The organism is Psychrobacter sp. PL19 (assembly GCF_017875835.1).
Taxonomy (GTDB): Bacteria; Pseudomonadota; Gammaproteobacteria; order Pseudomonadales; family Moraxellaceae; genus Psychrobacter.
Genome location: NZ_JAGING010000001.1, coordinates 695,204 through 716,224 on the forward strand (window position 1 = coordinate 695,204; position 21,021 = coordinate 716,224).

Below are 21,021 nucleotides of genomic sequence, written 5' to 3' on the forward strand. Positions count from 1 at the left end.
CAGAGTAAGCTTAGAGTGCGAATAACATAGAAACAAGTGATTTAGATATAGCGAAATATATCTTAAGATTACTTCTTTCTGTTTTATACAGAACCTGTAATTCGACGAGAATACAGGAACTATTTAAAAACATAGATATGAGTCTGGGTTAGAACAACATGTTCACGTGTTGTTTCTAACCTGATAATCGATTCTCTTAACGACATCAGTTGTTATCCCAGAGGATTGATTATCAAATAATAAAGAGAACTGAATCAAGCGTATAAAATTAGGTGATATCGTTATCATAATTAGACTCATATAACACTTAGATAGTTGAAAGACTACTTGGGGTTGTATGGTCAAGTAATGAAGCGCACATGGTGGATGCCTTGGCAGTCAGAGGCGATGAAAGACGTGACAGCCTGCGATAAGCTTCGGGGAGGCGGCAATATCCTGTGATCCGGAGATTTCTGAATGGGGAAACCCACTTACCATAAGGTAGGTATCTCGTACTTGTACGAGAAGCGAACGAGGGGAAGTGAAACATCTCAGTACCCTTAGGAAAAGACATCAAATGAGATTCCCCAAGTAGCGGCGAGCGAACGGGGAGAAGCCGATTAATTCTAATGTAGAAGAACAGCGTGGGAAAGCTGACCGTAGTAGGTGATAGTCCTGTATTCGAAACATTAGAGTTAACATATTAAGTAGGGCGGGACACGAGAAATCCTGTTTGAAGATGGGGGGACCATCCTCCAAGGCTAAATACTCCTGACTGACCGATAGTGAACCAGTACCGTGAGGGAAAGGCGAAAAGAACCCCTGTGAGGGGAGTGAAATAGAACCTGAAACCGTGTGCGTACAAGCAGTGGGAGCCTCAATTTATTGGGGTGACCGCGTACCTTTTGTATAATGGGTCAGCGACTTATGTTCTGTAGCGAGGTTAACCATTTAGGGGAGCCGTAGGGAAACCGAGTCTTAATAGGGCGAATAGTTGCAGGGCATAGACCCGAAACCGAGTGATCTATCCATGAGCAGGTTGAAAGTGCCGTAACAGGCACCGGAGGACCGAACCCACTATCGTTGAAAAGCTAGGGGATGACTTGTGGATAGGGGTGAAAGGCTAATCAAACTCGGTGATAGCTGGTTCTCCCCGAAAGCTATTTAGGTAGCGCCTCGGACGAACACCATTGGGGGTAGAGCACTGTTTCGGCTAGGGGGTCATACCGACTTACCAAACCGATGCAAACTCCGAATACCGATGAGTGATATCCGGGAGACACACAGTGGGTGCTAACGTCCATTGTGGAGAGGGAAACAACCCAGACCGCCAGCTAAGGCCCCAAATTCCTAGTTAAGTGGGAAACGAGGTGGGAAGGCATAGACAGCTAGGAGGTTGGCTTAGAAGCAGCCATCCTTTAAAGAAAGCGTAATAGCTCACTAGTCGAGTCGGCCCGCGCGGAAGATGTAACGGGGCTCAAACTAGGAGCCGAAGCTGCGGATTTGAATTTGTTTTCAAGTGGTAGGGGAGCGTTGTGTAAGCCTGTGAAGGTGTGTCGTAAGGCATGCTGGAGGTATCACAAGAGCGAATGCTGACGTGAGTAACGATAATGCGAGTGAAAAGCTCGCACGCCGGAAGATCAAGGGTTCCAGTCCAACGTTAATCGGGGCTGGGTGAGTCGACCCCTAAGGCGAGGCCGAAAGGCGTAGTCGATGGGAAATCAGTTAATATTCTGATACTTGTTTATAATGCGATGGAGGGACGGAGAAGGTTATGCCAGCCTGGCGACGGTTGTCCAGGTGAAAGGATGTAGGTAGACAGTTTAGGCAAATCCGGACTGTTAATACCGAGATCTGATAGCAAGCTGTACTTGTACAGCGAAGTGGCAAATACCATGCTTCCAGGAAAAGCTTCTAAGCAATAGTTATAAACGAATCGTACCCTAAACCGACACAGGTGATCAGGTAGAGAATACCAAGGCGCTTGAGAGAACTCTGCTGAAGGAACTAGGCAAAATGGTACCGTAACTTCGGGAGAAGGTACGCTGCTGATGGTGAAGGACTTGCTCCGTAAGCTATTAGCAGTCGCAGATACCAGGCTGCTGCAACTGTTTATTAAAAACACAGCACTCTGCAAACACGAAAGTGGACGTATAGGGTGTGATGCCTGCCCGGTGCTGGAAGGTTAATTGATGGGGTTAGCGTAAGCGAAGCTCTTGATCGAAGCCCCAGTAAACGGCGGCCGTAACTATAACGGTCCTAAGGTAGCGAAATTCCTTGTCAGGTAAGTTCTGACCTGCACGAATGGCATAATGACGGCAGCGCTGTCTCCAGCAGAGACTCAGTGAAATCGAAATCGCAGTGAAGATGCTGTGTACCCGCGGCTAGACGGAAAGACCCCGTGAACCTTTACTACAGCTTTACATTGAACTTTGACCTGACTTGTGCAGGATAGGTGGGAGGCTTTGAAGCCGAGACGCTAGTCTTGGTGGAGCCAATCTTGAAATACCACCCTGGTCATGTCGGGGTTCTAACTCAGGTATAACAATACCGAGGACAATGTATGGTGGGTAGTTTGACTGGGGCGGTCTCCTCCTAAAGAGTAACGGAGGAGTACGAAGGTGCGCTCAGAACGGTCGGAAATCGTTCATAGAGTATAAAGGCAAAAGCGCGCTTAACTGCGAGACCCACAAGTCGAGCAGGTACGAAAGTAGGTCTTAGTGATCCGGTGGTTCTGTATGGAAGGGCCATCGCTCAACGGATAAAAGGTACTCTGGGGATAACAGGCTGATACCGCCCAAGAGTTCATATCGACGGCGGTGTTTGGCACCTCGATGTCGGCTCATCTCATCCTAGGGCTGAAGCAGGTCCTAAGGGTATGGCTGTTCGCCATTTAAAGAGGTACGCGAGCTGGGTTTAGAACGTCGTGAGACAGTTCGGTCCCTATCTACCGTGGGCGTTGGAAATTTGAGAGGATCTGCTCCTAGTACGAGAGGACCAGAGTGGACGAACCTCTGGTGTTCGGGTTGTCACGCCAGTGGCATTGCCCGGTAGCTACGTTCGGATGGGATAACCGCTGAAAGCATCTAAGCGGGAAGCCCACCTCAAGATAAGATTTCCCTAAAGAGCCGTTGAAGACTACGACGTTGATAGGCAGGGTGTGGAAGCACAGCGATGTGTGTAGCTAACCTGTACTAATTGCTCGTTTGGCTTGACCATACAACACCCAAGTGGTTTGTATGAGAGCTCTAATTAATCTATCTTGTATAGCTAAAATGCTATAGAATATAAATACATTTCGATATCACCTTAAACCTTGATTCAGTTAGGTTTATGTTGACAGGCTTTAAGCTAATACTTAAGTCAATAACAACAACAGACTCATATCTAACCCCCTTTGCTGACGACAATAGCATGATGGAACCACCTGATCCCTTACCGAACTCAGAAGTGAAACATCATCGCGCCAATGGTAGTGTGGATTCGTCCATGTGAGAGTAGGTCATCGTCAGCTCTCTATTCTAGTAAAGCCCCCAACGTTAATTCGTTGGGGGCTTTTCTTTGTCTGGGAATACCAACAACCCACTACTCTTTACTTATGAGCCTGCAGTCCGTCTAGCAGGACAGTGACCGCAGCGCGAGATTGTGTCGGTAGATAGGTGTCTTCGCTTGAACTATCAGTCCCTAGGTCAATATCTAGTATCGATGGGATAGAGAAGACTTTAGTTGGGGTCTAGCTCAGGGAGAGAAAAACATACCGATACTACCCGATCAAAACAATTCTCCTAATTCAGGAGTCTCATCAAAATCGAAAGAAATTTGTCGTTTTTGTTTTAATAGTATTATACGTTGTCTACGAGCAGAGATTAGTCTTAGCACATCACGTCGCTGTCCAGTAGTCATGTCATGCCATAACTGACGTTCAGGACGACTGCGTAGACAGCCAAAACAATAGCCTTTTTTATTACTTCGGCAAACACCAATGCATGGATTGATGATCTCGAACAGTTCAAACTGCTGGTTCATGGCTACTCCATAGCTATTATCGTCATTCCTTGGCTTGCGTAAAATTATCGTGACAATACTATTATGTCGCAAGTAATGCATAATAGTGTGCCATTTTATTGTTATTATTTTTGATGACCCAGTGCTATGCTTAGCTTTTGTAGTCTATATAAAACAATCACACAAAAATTAATAAGCGAGATCACACGTGAACATTGTTTACATTCATGGCTTAGACAGTGATGCTAATTCCACTAAGGGTACGTTATTAGAGCGCTATTGCCAACAGTATTTTCCTGAGATCATAGTATTTCGTCCTGACTTCAATCAACCGCCTGCAGAAGTATTTAAGCAACTTAATAGATTAATCACAAAATTAAAAAGTGAATCAGACCACAGTAATAAAGAGTCAATGTCTAACACTTTAACAAAAACAGTTTTGGTAGGCAGTTCATTAGGAGGATACTTCGCCACTTTAGTAAGTAATAATACTGGTTGCCCAGTATTATTATTAAATCCTAGTACTCAGCCGCACATCACTTTACAACGCTTTTCTAATCAACCTCCTTTACAGGACACTAACAAAAATATAAGTTCTATTAATCAAGTTCTACATACAACTGTAGGAGGTTGGACAATTACTGGTGGAGATCTACAGTGGTTTGCTGACCATCTATTATCAGTAAAATATCCTCAAAAGATGGTGGTTTGGATTAAAGAGGGTGATGAGCTGTTAAATCCTCAACTGTCTGCAGAGTTTTATCGACAGCAGGGTGCAGAAGTTACTTTGCAAGCTGGTGGTGATCACAGATTTACTGATTTTGCTGAGCAATTGCCTATAGTAATAAAGATATTGCAGCAGTTAGGATAAATTACAGTTTACTAGCTAAGAATATTGTTTAGCCAAAATAGACGACATCATATGACGTGAGCTAGCGACTATCAACACTAATGATGCCATTTTTCGCTATAATGGTTCGATAGAATAAATTGTTCGTGAATATTCAAGGAAGCATTTGTGAGTCAATATAATGCGCAATCGTTAGAAGTTTTAGAAGGACTTGAGCCCGTTCGCCGTCGCCCTGGCATGTATACCGATACTACACGGCCCAATCATTTGGCTCAAGAGGTGATCGATAATGCAGTTGATGAGGCACTGGCTGGTTATGCCAAAATAATTAAAGTCCAGTTACACGAGGACGGCTCGCTATCGGTAGAAGACGATGGCCGTGGTATGCCAACTGATATTCATCCTGAGTTTGGTCAGTCAGGTATTGAGCTGATTATGACTCGTTTGCATGCGGGTGGTAAATTTTCGACTCTAAATTATCAAGTATCAGGTGGCCTGCACGGTGTTGGTATTTCGGTCGTGAATGCCCTATCAACGCGAGTTGAAGTAACCGTATGGCGTGAGGCGACCCAATTTGATATGGCGCTTGAACATGGAGCACCTGTCACTTTATTGACTGAGTCAGTGAGTTCTAATAAGCGTAAACGTGGCACTAGAGTACGTTTCTGGGCAGATAGCAGCTTTTTCGACAGCCCTAAATTTAATATCAAGCAGCTCAAACATAACCTAAAAGCTAAAGCAGTATTAGCTGCGGGCCTCACTATTGAATTTGTTGATGATATAAATAATGAGAAAATAGTTTGGCAGTTTACTGATGGCGTTGTTGAGTATTTAAGTGAACAGCTCGATGGACTTGAGACATTGCCACAAGCACCGTTCTATTATAATTATGAAGCTAAAAGTGGTGAACGTGCAGGTATTACTTTGGCGCTGTCTTGGTTGCCTGAAGGTGGCATCCCTATTCAAGAAAGCTACGTCAACCTCATTCCTACCGCGCAAGGTGGCACCCATGTTAATGGTTTGCGAACAGGTATTCTAGAGGCGCTACGTGAGTTCTGTGATATTCATAATTTATTGCCACGTAGTGTAAAGTTGACCGCAGAAGATGTTTGGGATGGGGTTAATTATATCCTATCACTTAAATTCTCTGAGCCGCAGTTCTCCGGACAAACTAAAGAACGCTTATCGAGTCGTGAAGCTGCTGGAGCGGTACAGGTTTTAGCAAAAGATGCCTTCACTTTATGGCTCAATCAACATGCTGATTTGGGGTCTCAAATTGCAGAGCTAGCGATTAATAAAGCGGGTCGTCGGCTTAAATCTGCTAAAAAAGTAGCCCGGAAAAAAATTACTCAAGGTCCTGCATTACCGGGGAAGCTTGCCGATTGTCGTGGTGATTTGCGTGATGGTGCTGAGTTGTTTTTAGTAGAAGGGGATTCTGCAGGGGGCAGTGCCAAACAAGCTCGTGACCGACATTATCAAGCGATATTACCGCTACGCGGTAAAATTCTGAACACGTGGGAAGTGTCCTCTGATACAGTATTATCGAGCCAAGAGATTCATGATATTGCCATTGCGATTGGTGTCGATCCGGCTTCAGATGATTTATCTGAGCTGCGTTACGATAAAGTATGTATCCTGGCTGATGCCGACTCTGACGGTTTGCACATCGCCACGTTAATTTGCGCTTTATTTGTAAAGCATTTTCCAGCCTTGGTTGATGCAGGTCACTTATTTGTGGCGATGCCGCCGTTATATCGGGTAGACGTGGGTAAAGAGGTACATTACGCTTTAGATGAGCCTGAACTTGAACATATCTTAGCAGGCGTTCCAGGTAACAAAAAAGCTCAAATTACTCGTTTTAAAGGGTTGGGTGAGATGAGTGCCGAGCAGTTGCGCGAAACCACGATGAATCGTGATACCCGCCGCTTAGTACAGTTAGATATGGATGATATATTACTGACTAATAGTGTTATGGATATGCTATTGGCAAAAAAACGATCATCTGATCGCAAGTCATGGCTCGAAAACAAGGGTAATTTGGCTGATATATCATTATAAGGTAGCGGGCTGAGAAGTGACTTGCAAGACTGTAGTGTTTTTAAGGGATTTTAACTATAGTCATCTGCGACTCAGTGAAAGCCTGTAATAGTAAACTTAGTTGTACTAGGTTAATGCTATTATGTAGATATCTTCTATTATGTGGTGCCGTCATGACATCCAAGTCTACTGATCGTTCTAAGTCTATTGTTTCTAACGCTAAACGCTCTAAAATATTGCCTAAGCTCGGCAAAAAAGATTTGGGCAACCTAGTCCCCAAACGCGGCGGCAGAGTTGCCCCATTAATAGCTTCCTGGCTGTTAAAGTCTGCGGGCTGGAGCACCGTTGGCGATATTCCAAACATCTCACAAGCGGTGGTATTAGCACTGCCGCACACCTCAAATATTGATGGGGTTTACGCTCTTCCTGGTCTATTTTCGCTTGATGTAAAAATTAACATTATGGGCAAACATACGCTTTTTAAAGTGCCAGTATTGGCACAGTTACTACGTTGGTTGGGGATTATTCCTATTGACCGCAGTAATAAAGGCTCGGTATTACAGACTAGTATAGATAAGTTCAAGTCAGGTGAGCCGCTATTTTTAGGCCTATCCCCAGAGGGGACGCGTAAATACACAGAGTCGTGGAAAACAGGCTTCTATTATTTAGCACTAGGTGCTAACGTACCAATTTTGCCGGTTGCTCTAGATTATAAAACCAAAGAAGTGCGTTTCTTATCCCCAGTTTATCCTACTGGGGATATCGAAGCTGACCTACCAAAAATTTACGACCAGTACCGCGGGGTCATGCCTAGACATCCTGAGCGCTTATCGCAGCCGCTACAGGATGTTAATCAGTCTGATGAACATTAGGAACCAAATTTATTTCTAGTAGCAGTAATAAGAGCATAGTTAGTTATATCTCGTTCTAGAACTGCGGCTGACCGTTGGAAGCACTAACGCCACCATCTACCGGTAGGTTAACACCAGTAATCATTGAGGCATCATCGCTTGCTAAAAAAGTGATAGCAGCAGCAATTTCTTCAGGACTAGCAAGGCGTCCAAGCGGGCAGCGTTCTAAAAATTTATCAGTTTTTGCATCGTTATCTTGAATGGCGGTGGTCATGTTAGTCTTAGTAACGGAAGGATTAACCGCGTTGACACGCACACCATCAGGTCCATGGTCTAACGCTAAAGTACGGGTTAAATTGCTTACCCCAGCTTTTGCAGCATTGTAGGCGGCCATATTCCAGTCGCCACCGACCCCTGAAAGCGATGAGACATTGACAATATTACCTTTAGTTGCAATCAGATGCGGCATAGCTGCCTGACAAACGTAGAATGTGCCATTTAGGTTGACATCTATCGAAGTCCTCCAATCCTCAGCAGACAGTTCGGTAATTTTGCCTTGAATCGCTTTACCCGCATTATTGACCAACACATCAATATGATCAAACTTTTCTATTACTCGTTCTATCATCTCTTGCACTTGGCTTTGTACGCTAATATCGCAGGTGACCGTTAAATAATTATCAGAATGAATCCAAGTGCGATCTTGTGGAAACTCTTTGGCAGTCTCTTCTAATGTTTTAGATGTGCGTCCTACTAAAATGACATTAGCACCTTCATGAGCGAATCGAATGGCGGTAGCACGACCAATACCTGAGCCAGCACCAGTGACAACAACTGTTTTTTCTTTAAAGCGTTTCATGATTTTCAATCCTTGTTATCAAAAGAGGACCAATATATAAATAAAGCAGTCCTCTGAATAAAGCAGTATTATAATTTTGACTCAATCAGTAAGTTTTAAAATAATTAATAATTTCTACCATAGTTACTAGATGCTAAAAAATAATGGTAAATATAGTTTTTAGCCATCATAGCAAGTCATTAGGATGAAAGCGACTGCGTATAGGTACTGTTATATGGACAGACTTTACTTTGCCGAAATGTGCTTATACTGATAATAACATTATAATTTGGATAAGCTTAAGCATGTAATATTTCACATATCATTTGATAACAAAAGACTAATACTGTGTCTAAATTGGCCATCAAAATATCTGAAAAAGGCGTCTTGCTACCTACAAACAGGCGCTTTAGATATTACCTTGTTTACATTGGCGACAGTCGAGGCTAATCATAACGCTGAATACTGTGCTCGGCAATACAGTTATGAACTATAATTAGGCGCGTTACAGCTGTTAGAATTCATACTGTATTTGCTTTCTTCTATCAGTCCAGCCAACATTTGGACCATACGTATAGCTGCTATTAAATCTGTGCTATTTAATATTTGCCATAACAAAAGACAGCCTAGGCTGTCTTTTTTATATTTAGAACAAAGTGATAATCATCATTTATTTGAAGTCATCATTACTACCAGTATCAGTGTTGTCGACAAAGCCAGTACCAGAAGATAAGTCGGTAGTGCTATTCGTATTATTATCGTCGGTATCGATATAATTGATATCGAGTGTATCTGACCCTGCATTCGTAGAGGTGCTTGTACTAGGCGTGCCACTTGTTGTAGCGTTAGGCGTTGCTTCATGAACAGCATCGGCAACCTTATCAGTAGAATCAGCAGTGGTTTTGGTATGGCGTGTGGTATGAGCTTTCACATCAGTATGCTCTTCGTCCATTTTATCCTGCATCTTACGTAGGAAGCGTGACGCTGCTTCTTGTCCACCAAGACCAAAAGATAGAGCGAAAGCAACCGCAACTGCGCCTAGTGTTAGACCAAATGCTAGGTTAACAATAGAATCAGCGATACCCATCGCTTTAAGACCCATGGCCAGCACTAAGCCCATGATCAATACACGGACGATATTAGCTAAGAACTGCGAGCCTTTTTCAGAGCGCTCAACGACACCAGCGATGATATTTGCCAGCCAAAAACCAATAAATAGTATTATCGCACCAAGTATGATGTTGGCACCAAAGGCGATAAACATGGTAATGATGGCTGAGATAGGTTCAAAGCCTAGCAAGTCAGCTGCTGCAATCGATGCAAACAACATGGCAAAGAAGATAATCGCATAACCGACTAAATCAGAGATTTTCTTATCACCCATGGTCTCTTGAAGACCGACTTTAGCAGGTAATTGATTAATCTGAGTATTTTCAAGCAGCCCTTTGATGATGTTTGCTACCATACGTACGACGTAGTAAGTGACCGCTAAGATCGCTACTGCCATAAATATATTTGGCAAGGCTTCCATGATTTTGTTAAGCATATTAGTGGCAGGACGCGCGATAACATCGATTTTTAATGCATTTAGAGCAGCAATAATTGTTGGGATGATTACCACTAAGAATGCTAAAGAACCCGCAATGTTAGGTAAACTGTTCTGTTCACTCAAACCGGCTTTAGAGGCCAGCTCTTGCAAATTAAAGGTAGAGACCAGATTGGTTACGATGCCGCGGACGACTTTAGCGATGATATAACCCACCACAAAGACCACACCAGCAATAAGAATGTTGGGTATAAAGCTAAAGATTTTATCGACCATATTAGTTAGTGGGGCAAATAAGCCATCAAGCTCCAGTTGACCAAGTACCATAGTCAAAACCACCAGTAATATAAACCAATAAACCATATCAGCAATTGTGTTGCTCATAGGATTAACGCCAGCTTGAGCGCTTAAACGCTCATCCATAGTAGTTTTAGACAGGGCAGTATTGATTGCAGTGCGAGCAACCGTAGCGACCACCCAACCAATAACACCGACTGCAATAGCGCCAATAAGATTAGGGATAAATGCTAATACCTGGTTAACCATGTTTGCGAACGGCGCAGATATGGCGTTTAAGTTCAGTTGGCTAAGTGCACCAGAGATAGCAATTATAAAGATAAACCAAAACACTATCTTCGAGATAATACCTTCTAAATCATAGGTCTTACCCGTTGACGAATTCATGCGTTGGTTAAGGTTAATTCTAGCCAGAACATTACGTACTAGAGCCGCAATACCAAGAGCGACTAGCCAACCAATAATAAAAATCAAAATAGCGCCGATGATGGAGCCAATAGGGCCACCAAGATAACCATTGAACGATGTAAACATTGGATTCATCCTGTCCTCCTTTAATTATCATATGTCAGATTTAAAGGTAGCAGTCTACTTAAGACTATATACCCATTTCCCTGATCTAGTGATAGTTATAAATAATATTAAATAGCTGTGTATAGTATTTTTAGTTAGAATGTTTCATTAGTACCATGACTAAGTAAGAAGACGTAGCAAGATATCAAAGAAAAATTAATAATTTACTATGCCGTTGTCATTTATACTGTCTTCTACGATACAAGTGATAAGAAAATTATAGTAAGCCTTTGGTTAAAAACTATGCGCGATTACTCATGATCTTAATTGAATTAGCTTAGCTGATATAATGCGGTGATTAAAGATAGGAAGCTTAACTTATCGCTATAGTTGTGTGATAAGTTGTTATTTTCATAGTATATATTAACAAAGTTTGTACATTAGTCTGATAATTTCATCGTAAATGTAGCCTACAAAAACAAGATTTGCTATCATGGCAAACAGGCGACATATCGCCACTATTTTTAACACTCGAGAGTATTCTATGAAAAAAATTACCACCTTGACCGTTAGTGCGTTAGCTGGTGCTATGTTATTAGTAACAGGTTGTAGTACTAATAATGGCAGCAAAGAAGCGGCTACTCAAAGTGTCTCAGTTACTGAGCAAAGTCCAGCGACTGAAAAAGTTGGTTATAGCTTAGGCTTTATGATGGCAGAGGGAAACAAAGAAGCGGTTGCAGATTTAAATCTCGATACCTTTGAAAAAGGCTTTCGCGACGGTTACGAAGGTAACGATTCCGCCTTGACCCAAGAACAAATGCAAGAAGTGTTGATGGCCTATCAAAAAGAGCAAGAAGAAAAGATGGTTAAAGACACGCAAGCGCAGGGTGAAGCAAACAAAACCAAGGGCGCGGCATTCTTAGCAGAAAATGGCAAGAAAGAAGGCGTGAAAACCACTGCTTCCGGTTTGCAATATAAAGTACTAACCGCTGGAACGGGCAAAATGCCCAAAGCGACAGACGTGGTTGAAGTCAATTACGAAGGCAAATTACTTGATGGTACAGTGTTTGATAGCTCTTATGAGCGCGGTGAGCCGATTGAATTCCCATTAAACCAAGTGATTACTGGTTGGACGGAAGGGCTACAGCTGATGAAAGAAGGCGGTAAATATGAGCTTTATATACCAGCAGATATGGCTTATGGCGAAGCAGGTAACTCAGGTATCGAGCCAAACAGTACCCTAGTCTTTACGGTTGAATTGTTAAAAGTAAAAGCGAAATAAAACGCTGTTATAAATACAGTAGTCTTAAAAACTATTAAAAAAAGCCCTCATGCATAAAGTATGAGGGCTTTTTTATATTTACTACTAAAGGCTTAAAATAAAGAATACGAGGTATTAAATAATACGAGGTACTAAATAATACCTATAGGGTTTTTTGAAAGACTTTAGAGTTGCGGCCGTTGTGGTATTTTTGCTGACGTCCTTCAGGAAGGACACTAGCGTCGACCTCAGCAAAGCCTTGCTCAACAAACCAATGCGCGGTACGGGTTGTCAACACGAATAATTGATGCAAGCCATGACTGCGTGCTTGCTGCTCCAAAAATGCTAGCAGATCAGCGCCACGGCTACCGCTACGATATTCTGGATGCACTGCCACACAAGCCACTTCTGCAGAACTTGCGTCTAATGGATATAGCGCCGCACAGCCTAAAATCATACCATCACGCTCAATAACACTATAATTATCAATTTCTTGCTCCAAGCGTTCTTGAGAGCGACTGACCAAAATACCTTGCTCTTCGAGCGGCGATAACAATTCAATAAGTCCGACTACATCATCAACATTAGCACGGCGAATCTCTTCATAAGGATCATGACTGATAAGCGTTCCAGAACCATCTCGAGTGAACAGCTCTTCTAATAGCGCACCGTCTTTAGCATAAGAGATGATGTGAGTACGATGGACACCTTGACGACAGGCGCTGCTGGCACAGTGCAGGAAGTAATTGATCTCACAATTTAAGTCACGTCCACGTAAGAAACGGTCGACTTCATTGGGAATCATTTCGCGGAGCAAACGATCATCGTCATTGATACCCGCCTCTTCACCTAACAGAATGAGTTTATCCGCGCCGAGTGCAATTGCAGCACTAAGCGCCACGTCTTCGGCTAGTAAGTTAAAGACCTCACCAGTTGCTGAGTAGCCCATTGAACCTAAGATAACAATATGATTGTGCAATAAGTTATTTTTGATAGCATCAACATCGATAGACCGAACGTCACCAGTCATCTGATAATCGACACCATCACGGATACCGTAGGGGCGTGCGGTGACAAAGTTGCCCGAGACCGCATCAATACGTGAACCGTACATTGGTGAGTTGGCCAAACCCATTGATAGTTGAGCTTCGAGCTGTAAACGTATGGCACCAACCGCTTGTAAAATAGAGGGCATGGCTTCACGCGGGGTGACGCGAATATCTTGGTGAAGTGGCGAAGTAATACCCGCTTCTTTTAGGTTCTTCTCAATTTGTGGACGTGCACCGTGTATTAACACCAGCTTAATACCCAAGCTGTGCAATAGGGCAAAGTCATGGATAAGCGTACTAAAATTAGGATGCTTAACCGCCTCGCCACCAAACATAATCACGAAAGTCTTACCGCGATGGGTGTTGATATAAGGGGCAGAGTTACGGAACCAATGAACGTATTCAGGGTTAATTTGGGGCATGGCGCTAGTAGTCATAATGGGAACAGTAGTAGTCGGAATAAGAAAGGGGGCGAGACAAAAATGCCTGTCGCTAAAGATTTACCATAGCAAAAAACACCGTTATGAGCTATCTTTTTATTTTAGTTAAATTAATGCAAATTTATAGTAATTTGACTATATACACAACCGCAACACGGGGTTAGTGTGCGAATAAACACTTTTTGCTATGCTAAGCGCTACTGCCTAAAAGTTGATTAATAAAGATAATAGATATTATGTTATATAACGGTATATAGAGATGGTTTGTCCATACTATTTATCTACATGAGTTATTTATATGAGAGTCCGTCTATAGTCTAGCTGCTAATCTAGCACTTATCTAAACAGATATTGTTCTAATACAGTGATGTTCTGCCAAATTTGTTTTACCGATACATTAACTAGGAATAATGAAAATCATGAAAAAAAGTAACCAGTTTGCTAATCCGTTCACCGCATGGAGCGGACATCGCTTGTTTCACGTTGTTGCTGGCACGTTGGTTGGTGTAATGGCAGTCACACAAGCCTCAGCCATGTTACCGACTCCAGAGCCTGCGCTCGATAGCTCATCTAACATGCAGTCGAGTATCAATAACAGTCGCTCAAGTGTGCAAGCGGTCAATAGTAAAATTACTGCTTCGCTTATTAGTGTGGATACAAGTGGTCAAGAGCGGCTAGTACCGGTCGATGCCAATACGCGTTTACAGACTGGTAATGTTCTAGAATATCAAGGCTATTTTACGAACACGAACGTTGATCGGGTTCGTAAAATGACGGTCACTATGAGTATTCCTGACCAAGTTGAATTACTTGGTGATGTCGCTCCTGAATTCCCGTACGGTAGTGCTGACGGCAATACTTTTGCCCGTATGCCATTACGTGGCAAGATTAATAATCAACTTCAAGATATTCCTTTAAAATATTATCAAGCGGTCCGCTGGGATATTGAAGGGGTTGGTCTCAATGATACCGTTATGGTTAAATATCGTGCTCGAGTTAAATAGAACTGCTCTCGCTACTTTTTAGCATATACAAAAACACCGCAATTTCTAATTGCGGTGTTTTTTTAATAGTAAGTGCCCAGTTGTAAAAATTCATTATAGGAAGCTGGCATCACCAGATATTTCCTAAAGCCCGTTAACAATTACAGTAAGGTGAGAATCACGACAAGTGAATAAAAAGCTGTGTGTTAAACCCTGTCTTTCTCACACTGCATTTATGGTGCTTAAAAATAATGACCATAGCTTACTAGAGAATAGCGTATTTGCTGTTAGACTCTTCTTTAATAAGTTGTTTGATAGCATTTATTTGAGGAGCAGTTGCTTGTGTCCCAGCATTAATTAAGGCGCGACGCTGGCTGGTGTCTAATGAGCTGATATGACTGACGTTCGGAGTAATAAGAATATCAGCTCGCTGACGTTCATTACGCGCTGACGAGCTGCTGCTGTTAGTAAGGTTGTTGCCGATATTAGTCATGAAGTTATACTCAAGTAGGCCCCAAAAGTTACTCAATGAGCCGATAGTAGGCAGTTTACTACTAGTCGCGGACGACGGGTTAATGGTAGTAACGTCAACAGCGATCACAATGTCAGCACCCAAGGCACGGGCACTATCAACAGGCACTAAACTGACTACGCCACCGTCAACGTATTTTTTACCCCCTTTTTCAGGAATGCGCGGGGCAATGAATATATTCGGGACACTACAAGATGCCTGGACCGCCAGACCCGCATTGCCTTTGGTAAAGACTGCTTTTTTTAAAGTATTTTTTTCAGCAGCAATAGCTGCAAAGGCGATAGGAAAAGCTTCTATCGGTCGTCCACCGACATGAGTGTTAATGAAGTTTTTAAGTTTAATGCCTTCAATAAAACCTTGGTTGGACAAGGTGAAGTCTGTCAGTGCACTGTCGGGTGTAGTCAGCGCTAATTGTTCTAACTGCGCTGGTGTATAACCACTGGCATACAAGCTACCGACTAAGCTACCGACACTCGTGCCAACCACCAGTGTTGGGGTAATACCATTTTCTTCTAAAGCTTTAATGACGCCAACATGTGCAAAGCCCTTGGCACCGCCACCTCCTAAGACTAGAGCGACAATGGGAGCATTAGGCACTGGTGCTATGGGCGTAGTTTTTGGCGTAATACTATTACAGGCGCTCACGGCTACACTTAACGTGGCCAAAAAACTGACACGACTGATGGCTGTCAATGAAAACTTTAGTTGTGATATCAAGGTAGGGTTAGCCTGATGCTTATTAGAATTAGCGAACATAAACAGACCTTATAAGAAAAAAATATAAATCTACCAACGTAACCAAGCCCATATAAATATGCTACATCGCTAACGTATTTTGTTAAATAAATTATTAGTTAATAATCAGTATTCTGGCATAAAAACTCTCTAAAATTGTCTGATATGCAGCGCATACAGTACTGGTAAATCGCTTGGCATAATAAAGACTTTTCTCAGTTATAATGAGTATAGAAGCTTGTTGATAGCTTATTGGTTATTATGATTTTATAGAATAACTCATACCAGAATTTTTTTATTTGAAAATGAATTTAATGAAGTGCGTCTCGTTAGCCAAAACTTACAAGATGTTCAATCTAAAGCTATGTTGTTAGGATGTATCAATGCCAACACCGGTTATTAGTCAGTCATCAGCCCGCCCTATCAATAACGAGCCTGTCTCAGCGCTTGATATGCCTGTGACGGCGCTGGCAGGTGTGGGGCCAAAAGTCGCAGAACAGCTTATGCAATTGGGTATTGCGCGGGTTTTTGATTTGCTGTTACATTTGCCGCGTGCTTATGAAGATCGTAGCCGTTTGGTGTCGATAGGAGAGCTAGCCCATGGTCAGGCAGCGCTAATTACTGGGCGCGTTATGCATGTCGATAATAAGCGCAGCGGTATGACAGTCATAGTAGAGGATGATACTGGCAGCGTATCGTTGCGGTTTTTTAAGGTGTATCCTGGCTTGGCGCAAACCATGAGCTTGGGGACACAGCTACAACTGTTTGGTGAGGTCAAAGTTGGCCGCTATGGTAAGCAGATGCATCATCCTGAATATCAAATGCTCACCGATAGCGCAGCGGTTACTAATACAGGCTTACAACCGATTTACCCCTCTGTAAAAGGCTTGCACCAAAACAAGCTACGTACCTTGATAAAAATGGCGCTACAGACTGTGCGTAGTCAGGGCTTACCGATGACCCTGTTTACGATGGATGATTTTGCCACCGTTGCTGACCTGCCACTAGCGCCTTTTGAGGCGCCAAAACTGTCAGTCGTGGAGGCTGTAGAGTCTGATGATATTTTTTCAATGCTCGCGCGTAGTGTGCCGGACAATGTGCCAAGTAGTTTATCGAGCAACAGTGATAACCCTTTAAACAAAAAAAGCGAACTAAACAGTACCCAAGTTAATCTACCCGATAGTCCGTTTTCAAACAACTCATCTTCTAACCATCAGCTTTATGACGATAAAGCGAAGGTCAATACAGCGGTTGCCAACTATTCTATCGCAGCTCATAACGTTTATAACTTGACGATATTTGAGGCACTAGTATTATTACATACGCCGCCCACTTATACCGATGCGGGTCAACAATATAAAATGTTAACCCAACTGAGTGCGCGCAGCCACGCTGCTTGTCAGCGCTTGATTATTGAAGAGCTCACTGCCCATCAACTCAGCCTATTATATCGTCGGCAGCAGCTACATCAGCATAAAGCACCAAAATGCGCTGTCCATAGTCCGCTTGCTGATCAGTTATTTGCTAACCTGCCGTTTAACTTAACCAAAGCTCAGATAAGAGTCATGAAAGATATCACTGCTGATATGGCAACCTCGATCCCCATGCTTAGATTGGTGCAAGGGGATGTGGGCGCCGGCAAAACTTTGGTCGCAGCGGGCGCTGCTGGCTATGCGCTCGATAGCGGCTGGCAGGTCGCGATCATGGCACCCACAGAAATTCTAGCGGAACAACATTTATTAAACTTTAAGCAATGGTTTGAGCCGTTAGGCGTTGGCGTGGGCTGGCTGGCTGGTAAGCAAACTGCTAAACAGCGCCGTGAAGCACTAGAAGCTGTTTCTGAAAATACCGTACAATTGGTGGTCGGCACCCATGCACTATTTCAAGAGCAGGTGCAGTTTGCCAAATTGGGACTAGTCGTTATTGATGAGCAGCACCGTTTTGGGGTCGAGCAGCGTATGGCGTTGACCAATAAAGGGGTGGCTGGCAGTACACCGCATCAGCTGGTTATGACTGCAACTCCGATTCCGCGCACGCTGGCGATGAGTGTTTATGGTGATATGGACAACTCGATCATTGATGAGCTGCCACCGGGGCGTACACCGATTACCACGGTAACTATTGACCGTAATCGCCGCGACGAGGTGATTGAGCGGATTGCAATTAATTGCGAGGCGGGCAGACAAGCTTATTGGGTCTGCTCATTAGTGGAAGAGTCTAGTGTGCTTGATGCCCAAGCAGCTGAAGCCACTTATGAAGATTTAAATGAGCGTTTAAATATTCGCATTGGGCTAGTACATGGCAAAATGAAAGGTATCGATAAGCAGCAAGTGATGCAAGATTTTAAGGCAGGATTGTTGGATTTGCTGATTGCCACGACCGTCATTGAGGTTGGTGTTGACGTGCCCAATGCCTCGCTAATGGTGATTGAAAACGCAGAACGTTTGGGTCTCTCGCAGCTACATCAATTGCGTGGACGAGTAGGGCGTGGTTCAACTAAGAGCTACTGCGTACTACTGTATCAAACTCCATTATCTGAAACGGGCACTGAACGTTTAAATGTCCTGCGTGAGAGTACCGATGGTTTTGTCATTGCCCAAAAGGACTTAGAGCTGCGTGGCCCTGGCGAATTATTGGGTAAACGTCAAACGGGTAATGCTGGCTATTATTTGGCAGACCTTATTCGTGATGAGCAGTTATTTGCTATTGCTCAAGGTCTGGCGAAACATTTAATTCAAGATCCTACGCGAAAGGCAGATGTAAGTCAGCTTATCCATCGTTGGATGCCTGAAGCCAGCCGCTATACCAATGCATGACAGACAGCCTCGTTATATTTAATGCTAATAGATAATTATTTTACGCTATTTATTACAGCTGAATATTTATCTGATTTTCTATCTAATCTTTACTGTAGTAGGGCTTGGCGATTGCTTTTATCTTAATGTCACTCAGTAAATATCATTCATCTTAACACCACGCAACTCAATGCCACGCAACTCAATACCTCTTTGAAACCCGGTTATTCAAAATCTTTTTCTCACCATTTATATCCATCATACCCCGCCAAACAGATGCTGCTGCTTGCACAGCTAGCCGTTATTTCTATTGCTTGAGCTGGTTTAAGTTTGAACTCCTCTATCTTATAAACACTGTCAGTGTCCCTTTTATTACTCCTACGTTAGGTTGGTACTTTTGCAAGTAATAATACAGTAAATATAAAATAGACTTTAGTCGTCTAATTATTATTTTAAATGGTTATTAAATCAAATGGTTATACTTAGATATTTAGGAAATGAATCAAGTCACTTACTTCATGAATTGATTGAATTTTTGATAGATTATAATATATGGTAATTCACTTAGATATTAAGTCTCTTTCATTCAGAGCTAATGTTTCCGGCGATAGTAAATGGAGTTGCTATTATATCTTCAATAGATATTTATAATAAATTCAAACTCTATTGTCATATATATTGAATAAATTTTTAAGATTTTGCCTCTAAACTTGTGTCTTCTAAATTCAAAATTAGAATAATAAGAGGATGCACTCTTAATATCTACTTACTAGTTCATCGATTAATGTTGATTTAATAATTCTAATGTGACACTTTGTATACGTAAGCACTTATTTTGTAACTCAAGGTTTACAGAAATCTTGCTTCTATCTCCTCTTTTGCCAAAAATAGACGTCGTTAGAAGCTTACAGTATTTATTAATGTGACAGATTCTAACAGGAAGTTAGAAGGTTGCGCTGTTTAATAGGCTAGCTCTCGTGTCATCTGTTTAATGATGCCTGTTCTATTCATGCTGTTATCTATTTACTTAATAGAATTTTCATACAAGGATGTCCCATGAAAAAGATTTTGACCCTCGTTTGTACTATTACTGTTCCGTTGTTATTCAGCCAAACCGCTTTTGCCGGATTTGATTATTTTAAGACTGACGGTAGCTTTAAGCGTTTTTCGATCTCTGCTGGGGTATTGCATGCCGCTCCGCAAGGTGATCCTAATCCCCTGCGAAACACTTCAGCAATCGAGGATATTACAGTTTCTACTAGCGATAATCTACCGGTCGAAGCTTTACAAGGTGCTTTTAGTCCTATTGCTGATTTCGTTAATACCTTAGCAGGAGGTGAAGTGACATTTGGCGGCGCAGAAAGCTTCACTAGCCCAAACACTGGACTTCAAGCGGATAATGCGACCACTCTAGGCTTATTAATTAACTATCATATTACTGATAATTGGTCGATTGAGACTAAAGCTGGTTTTCCACCAAAAGTGAATATCTTAGGGGTAGGACAAGCTTTTACGCCCATAACTGGTACAGTTAATGCTGGCGTTGGAGGACAAAATTTGCCCGAACGCCAATTCATAAGAAATGAGCCCATTACTGATTTAGAGCAGGGCGATGGGGTAGCTGCCCGAGCTCGTGCCTGGTTACCAGCGGCAGAAGTGCATTACCAATTCGGTAAAACTGGGGTAAATAAGTTCCGTCCTTATGTCGGTGCTGGGGTAATCTACGCCTACTTTAACGGTGTCGAGCTAAATCCTGGTATCCGTGAAGACTTAGAAGACAACGGGCATCGAGTCCAAAATTTTAACAATGGCAACTTAGCGGCTGCTTTAGCGGGTCAGGATTCTGATAGCGACATTATGATCGATGTTGCCGCAGGCGAAGACATAGCACCCATTTTTACGATTGGTGCTACTTACGATTTTAATGAGAGTTTTTTTGCGGTAGGTTCTGTGTCTTACGCTAAGTTAAGTAGTAACTCTACTATCATTGCTACCAACGATGCAGGCGAGGAATTGTTCCGATCGAAGTCTGTGGTTGATATTGATCCGTTCATTAGTTACTTTGGTTTAGGGTATCGCTACTAGTTTCTTTATTGGAATGAGTTTTCCTGTTCTTTTGATACTTTTTTAAGGCCTAGATAAAAAAAACGCACATCCTCAAGGATGTGCGTTTTTTTTGTCAATTATTTGGTATTTATCTTTACAATGGGCTTTGCCTGGCATCTGTATGCTGATTTGAAAATCAAAGGCACTTTCGATTTTAGGACTAAAATTCAACAATTAATGTCAGCTTAATATTTTAGCTTAATA

Annotated in this window: 12 protein-coding genes and 2 rRNA genes; 9 read left to right on the forward strand and 5 right to left on the reverse strand. The window is 42.6% G+C overall.

What is annotated here, in order from left to right:
• The first annotated feature begins 339 nt into the window (after window positions 1-339).
• Together H4W00_RS02800 and rrf are read left to right on the forward strand one after the other, a co-directional pair.
• A 23S ribosomal RNA gene (locus H4W00_RS02800) occupies window positions 340-3,198 on the forward strand.
• A 180-nt stretch (window positions 3,199-3,378) separates the two neighbouring features.
• Window positions 3,379-3,493: ribosomal RNA gene (rrf, locus tag H4W00_RS02805) — 5S ribosomal RNA — on the forward strand.
• 257 nt (window positions 3,494-3,750) lie between these two features.
• Here the strand turns inward: rrf and H4W00_RS02810 are convergent.
• Window positions 3,751-4,005 carry a DUF1289 domain-containing protein gene (locus H4W00_RS02810; RefSeq protein ID WP_209956136.1) on the reverse strand — a complete coding sequence of 85 codons (255 nt, stop codon included), beginning with the start codon at window positions 4,003-4,005 and terminating at the stop codon, window positions 3,751-3,753.
• 187 nt (window positions 4,006-4,192) lie between these two features.
• On the opposite strand from H4W00_RS02810, the gene H4W00_RS02815 reads away from it, so the two are divergent.
• The 3 genes from H4W00_RS02815 to H4W00_RS02825 all read left to right on the forward strand — a co-directional run bounded on the left by H4W00_RS02815 (window position 4,193) and on the right by H4W00_RS02825 (window position 7,743).
• Window positions 4,193-4,855, forward strand: a complete 663-nt coding sequence (locus H4W00_RS02815; RefSeq protein WP_209956137.1) for a YqiA/YcfP family alpha/beta fold hydrolase — start codon at window positions 4,193-4,195, stop codon at window positions 4,853-4,855.
• Between the two features lie 147 nt (window positions 4,856-5,002).
• On the forward strand, window positions 5,003-6,892 hold the full coding sequence (parE, locus tag H4W00_RS02820; protein WP_209956138.1) for a DNA topoisomerase IV subunit B: 1,890 nt from the start codon (window positions 5,003-5,005) through the stop codon (window positions 6,890-6,892).
• Between the two features lie 152 nt (window positions 6,893-7,044).
• Window positions 7,045-7,743, forward strand: a complete 699-nt coding sequence (locus H4W00_RS02825) for a lysophospholipid acyltransferase family protein (protein ID WP_327193338.1) — start codon at window positions 7,045-7,047, stop codon at window positions 7,741-7,743.
• Between the two features lie 55 nt (window positions 7,744-7,798).
• Here H4W00_RS02825 and H4W00_RS02830 read toward each other — a convergent pair whose 3' ends face one another.
• Window positions 7,799-8,581, reverse strand: coding sequence for an SDR family NAD(P)-dependent oxidoreductase (locus H4W00_RS02830; protein ID WP_209956140.1), 783 nt, complete (start codon window positions 8,579-8,581; stop codon window positions 7,799-7,801).
• A gap of 649 nt (window positions 8,582-9,230) precedes the next feature.
• Entirely contained in the window at window positions 9,231-10,946 is a 1,716-nt protein-coding gene (locus H4W00_RS02835; RefSeq protein WP_209956141.1) for a mechanosensitive ion channel, read from the reverse strand.
• A gap of 514 nt (window positions 10,947-11,460) precedes the next feature.
• On the opposite strand from H4W00_RS02835, the gene H4W00_RS02840 reads away from it, so the two are divergent.
• Complete coding sequence (locus tag H4W00_RS02840) at window positions 11,461-12,198, forward strand: FKBP-type peptidyl-prolyl cis-trans isomerase (protein ID WP_209956142.1); 738 nt, start codon at window positions 11,461-11,463, stop codon at window positions 12,196-12,198.
• A 142-nt stretch (window positions 12,199-12,340) separates the two neighbouring features.
• Here H4W00_RS02840 and argA read toward each other — a convergent pair whose 3' ends face one another.
• On the reverse strand, window positions 12,341-13,663 hold the full coding sequence (argA, locus tag H4W00_RS02845) for an amino-acid N-acetyltransferase (RefSeq protein WP_209956143.1): 1,323 nt from the start codon (window positions 13,661-13,663) through the stop codon (window positions 12,341-12,343).
• Between the two features lie 422 nt (window positions 13,664-14,085).
• On the opposite strand from argA, the gene H4W00_RS02850 reads away from it, so the two are divergent.
• Window positions 14,086-14,670, forward strand: coding sequence for a hypothetical protein (locus H4W00_RS02850; protein WP_209956144.1), 585 nt, complete (start codon window positions 14,086-14,088; stop codon window positions 14,668-14,670).
• 244 nt (window positions 14,671-14,914) lie between these two features.
• Here H4W00_RS02850 and H4W00_RS02855 read toward each other — a convergent pair whose 3' ends face one another.
• Entirely contained in the window at window positions 14,915-15,937 is a 1,023-nt protein-coding gene (locus H4W00_RS02855; protein WP_209956145.1) for a patatin-like phospholipase family protein, read from the reverse strand.
• A gap of 362 nt (window positions 15,938-16,299) precedes the next feature.
• On the opposite strand from H4W00_RS02855, the gene recG reads away from it, so the two are divergent.
• Both recG and H4W00_RS02865 read left to right on the forward strand, forming a co-directional pair.
• Window positions 16,300-18,732, forward strand: a complete 2,433-nt coding sequence (gene recG / locus H4W00_RS02860; RefSeq protein ID WP_209956146.1) for an ATP-dependent DNA helicase RecG — start codon at window positions 16,300-16,302, stop codon at window positions 18,730-18,732.
• Window positions 18,733-19,767: 1,035 nt separating this feature from the next.
• On the forward strand, window positions 19,768-20,796 hold the full coding sequence (locus H4W00_RS02865) for an OmpW/AlkL family protein (RefSeq protein WP_209956147.1): 1,029 nt from the start codon (window positions 19,768-19,770) through the stop codon (window positions 20,794-20,796).
• The last annotated feature ends 225 nt before the right edge of the window (window positions 20,797-21,021 follow it).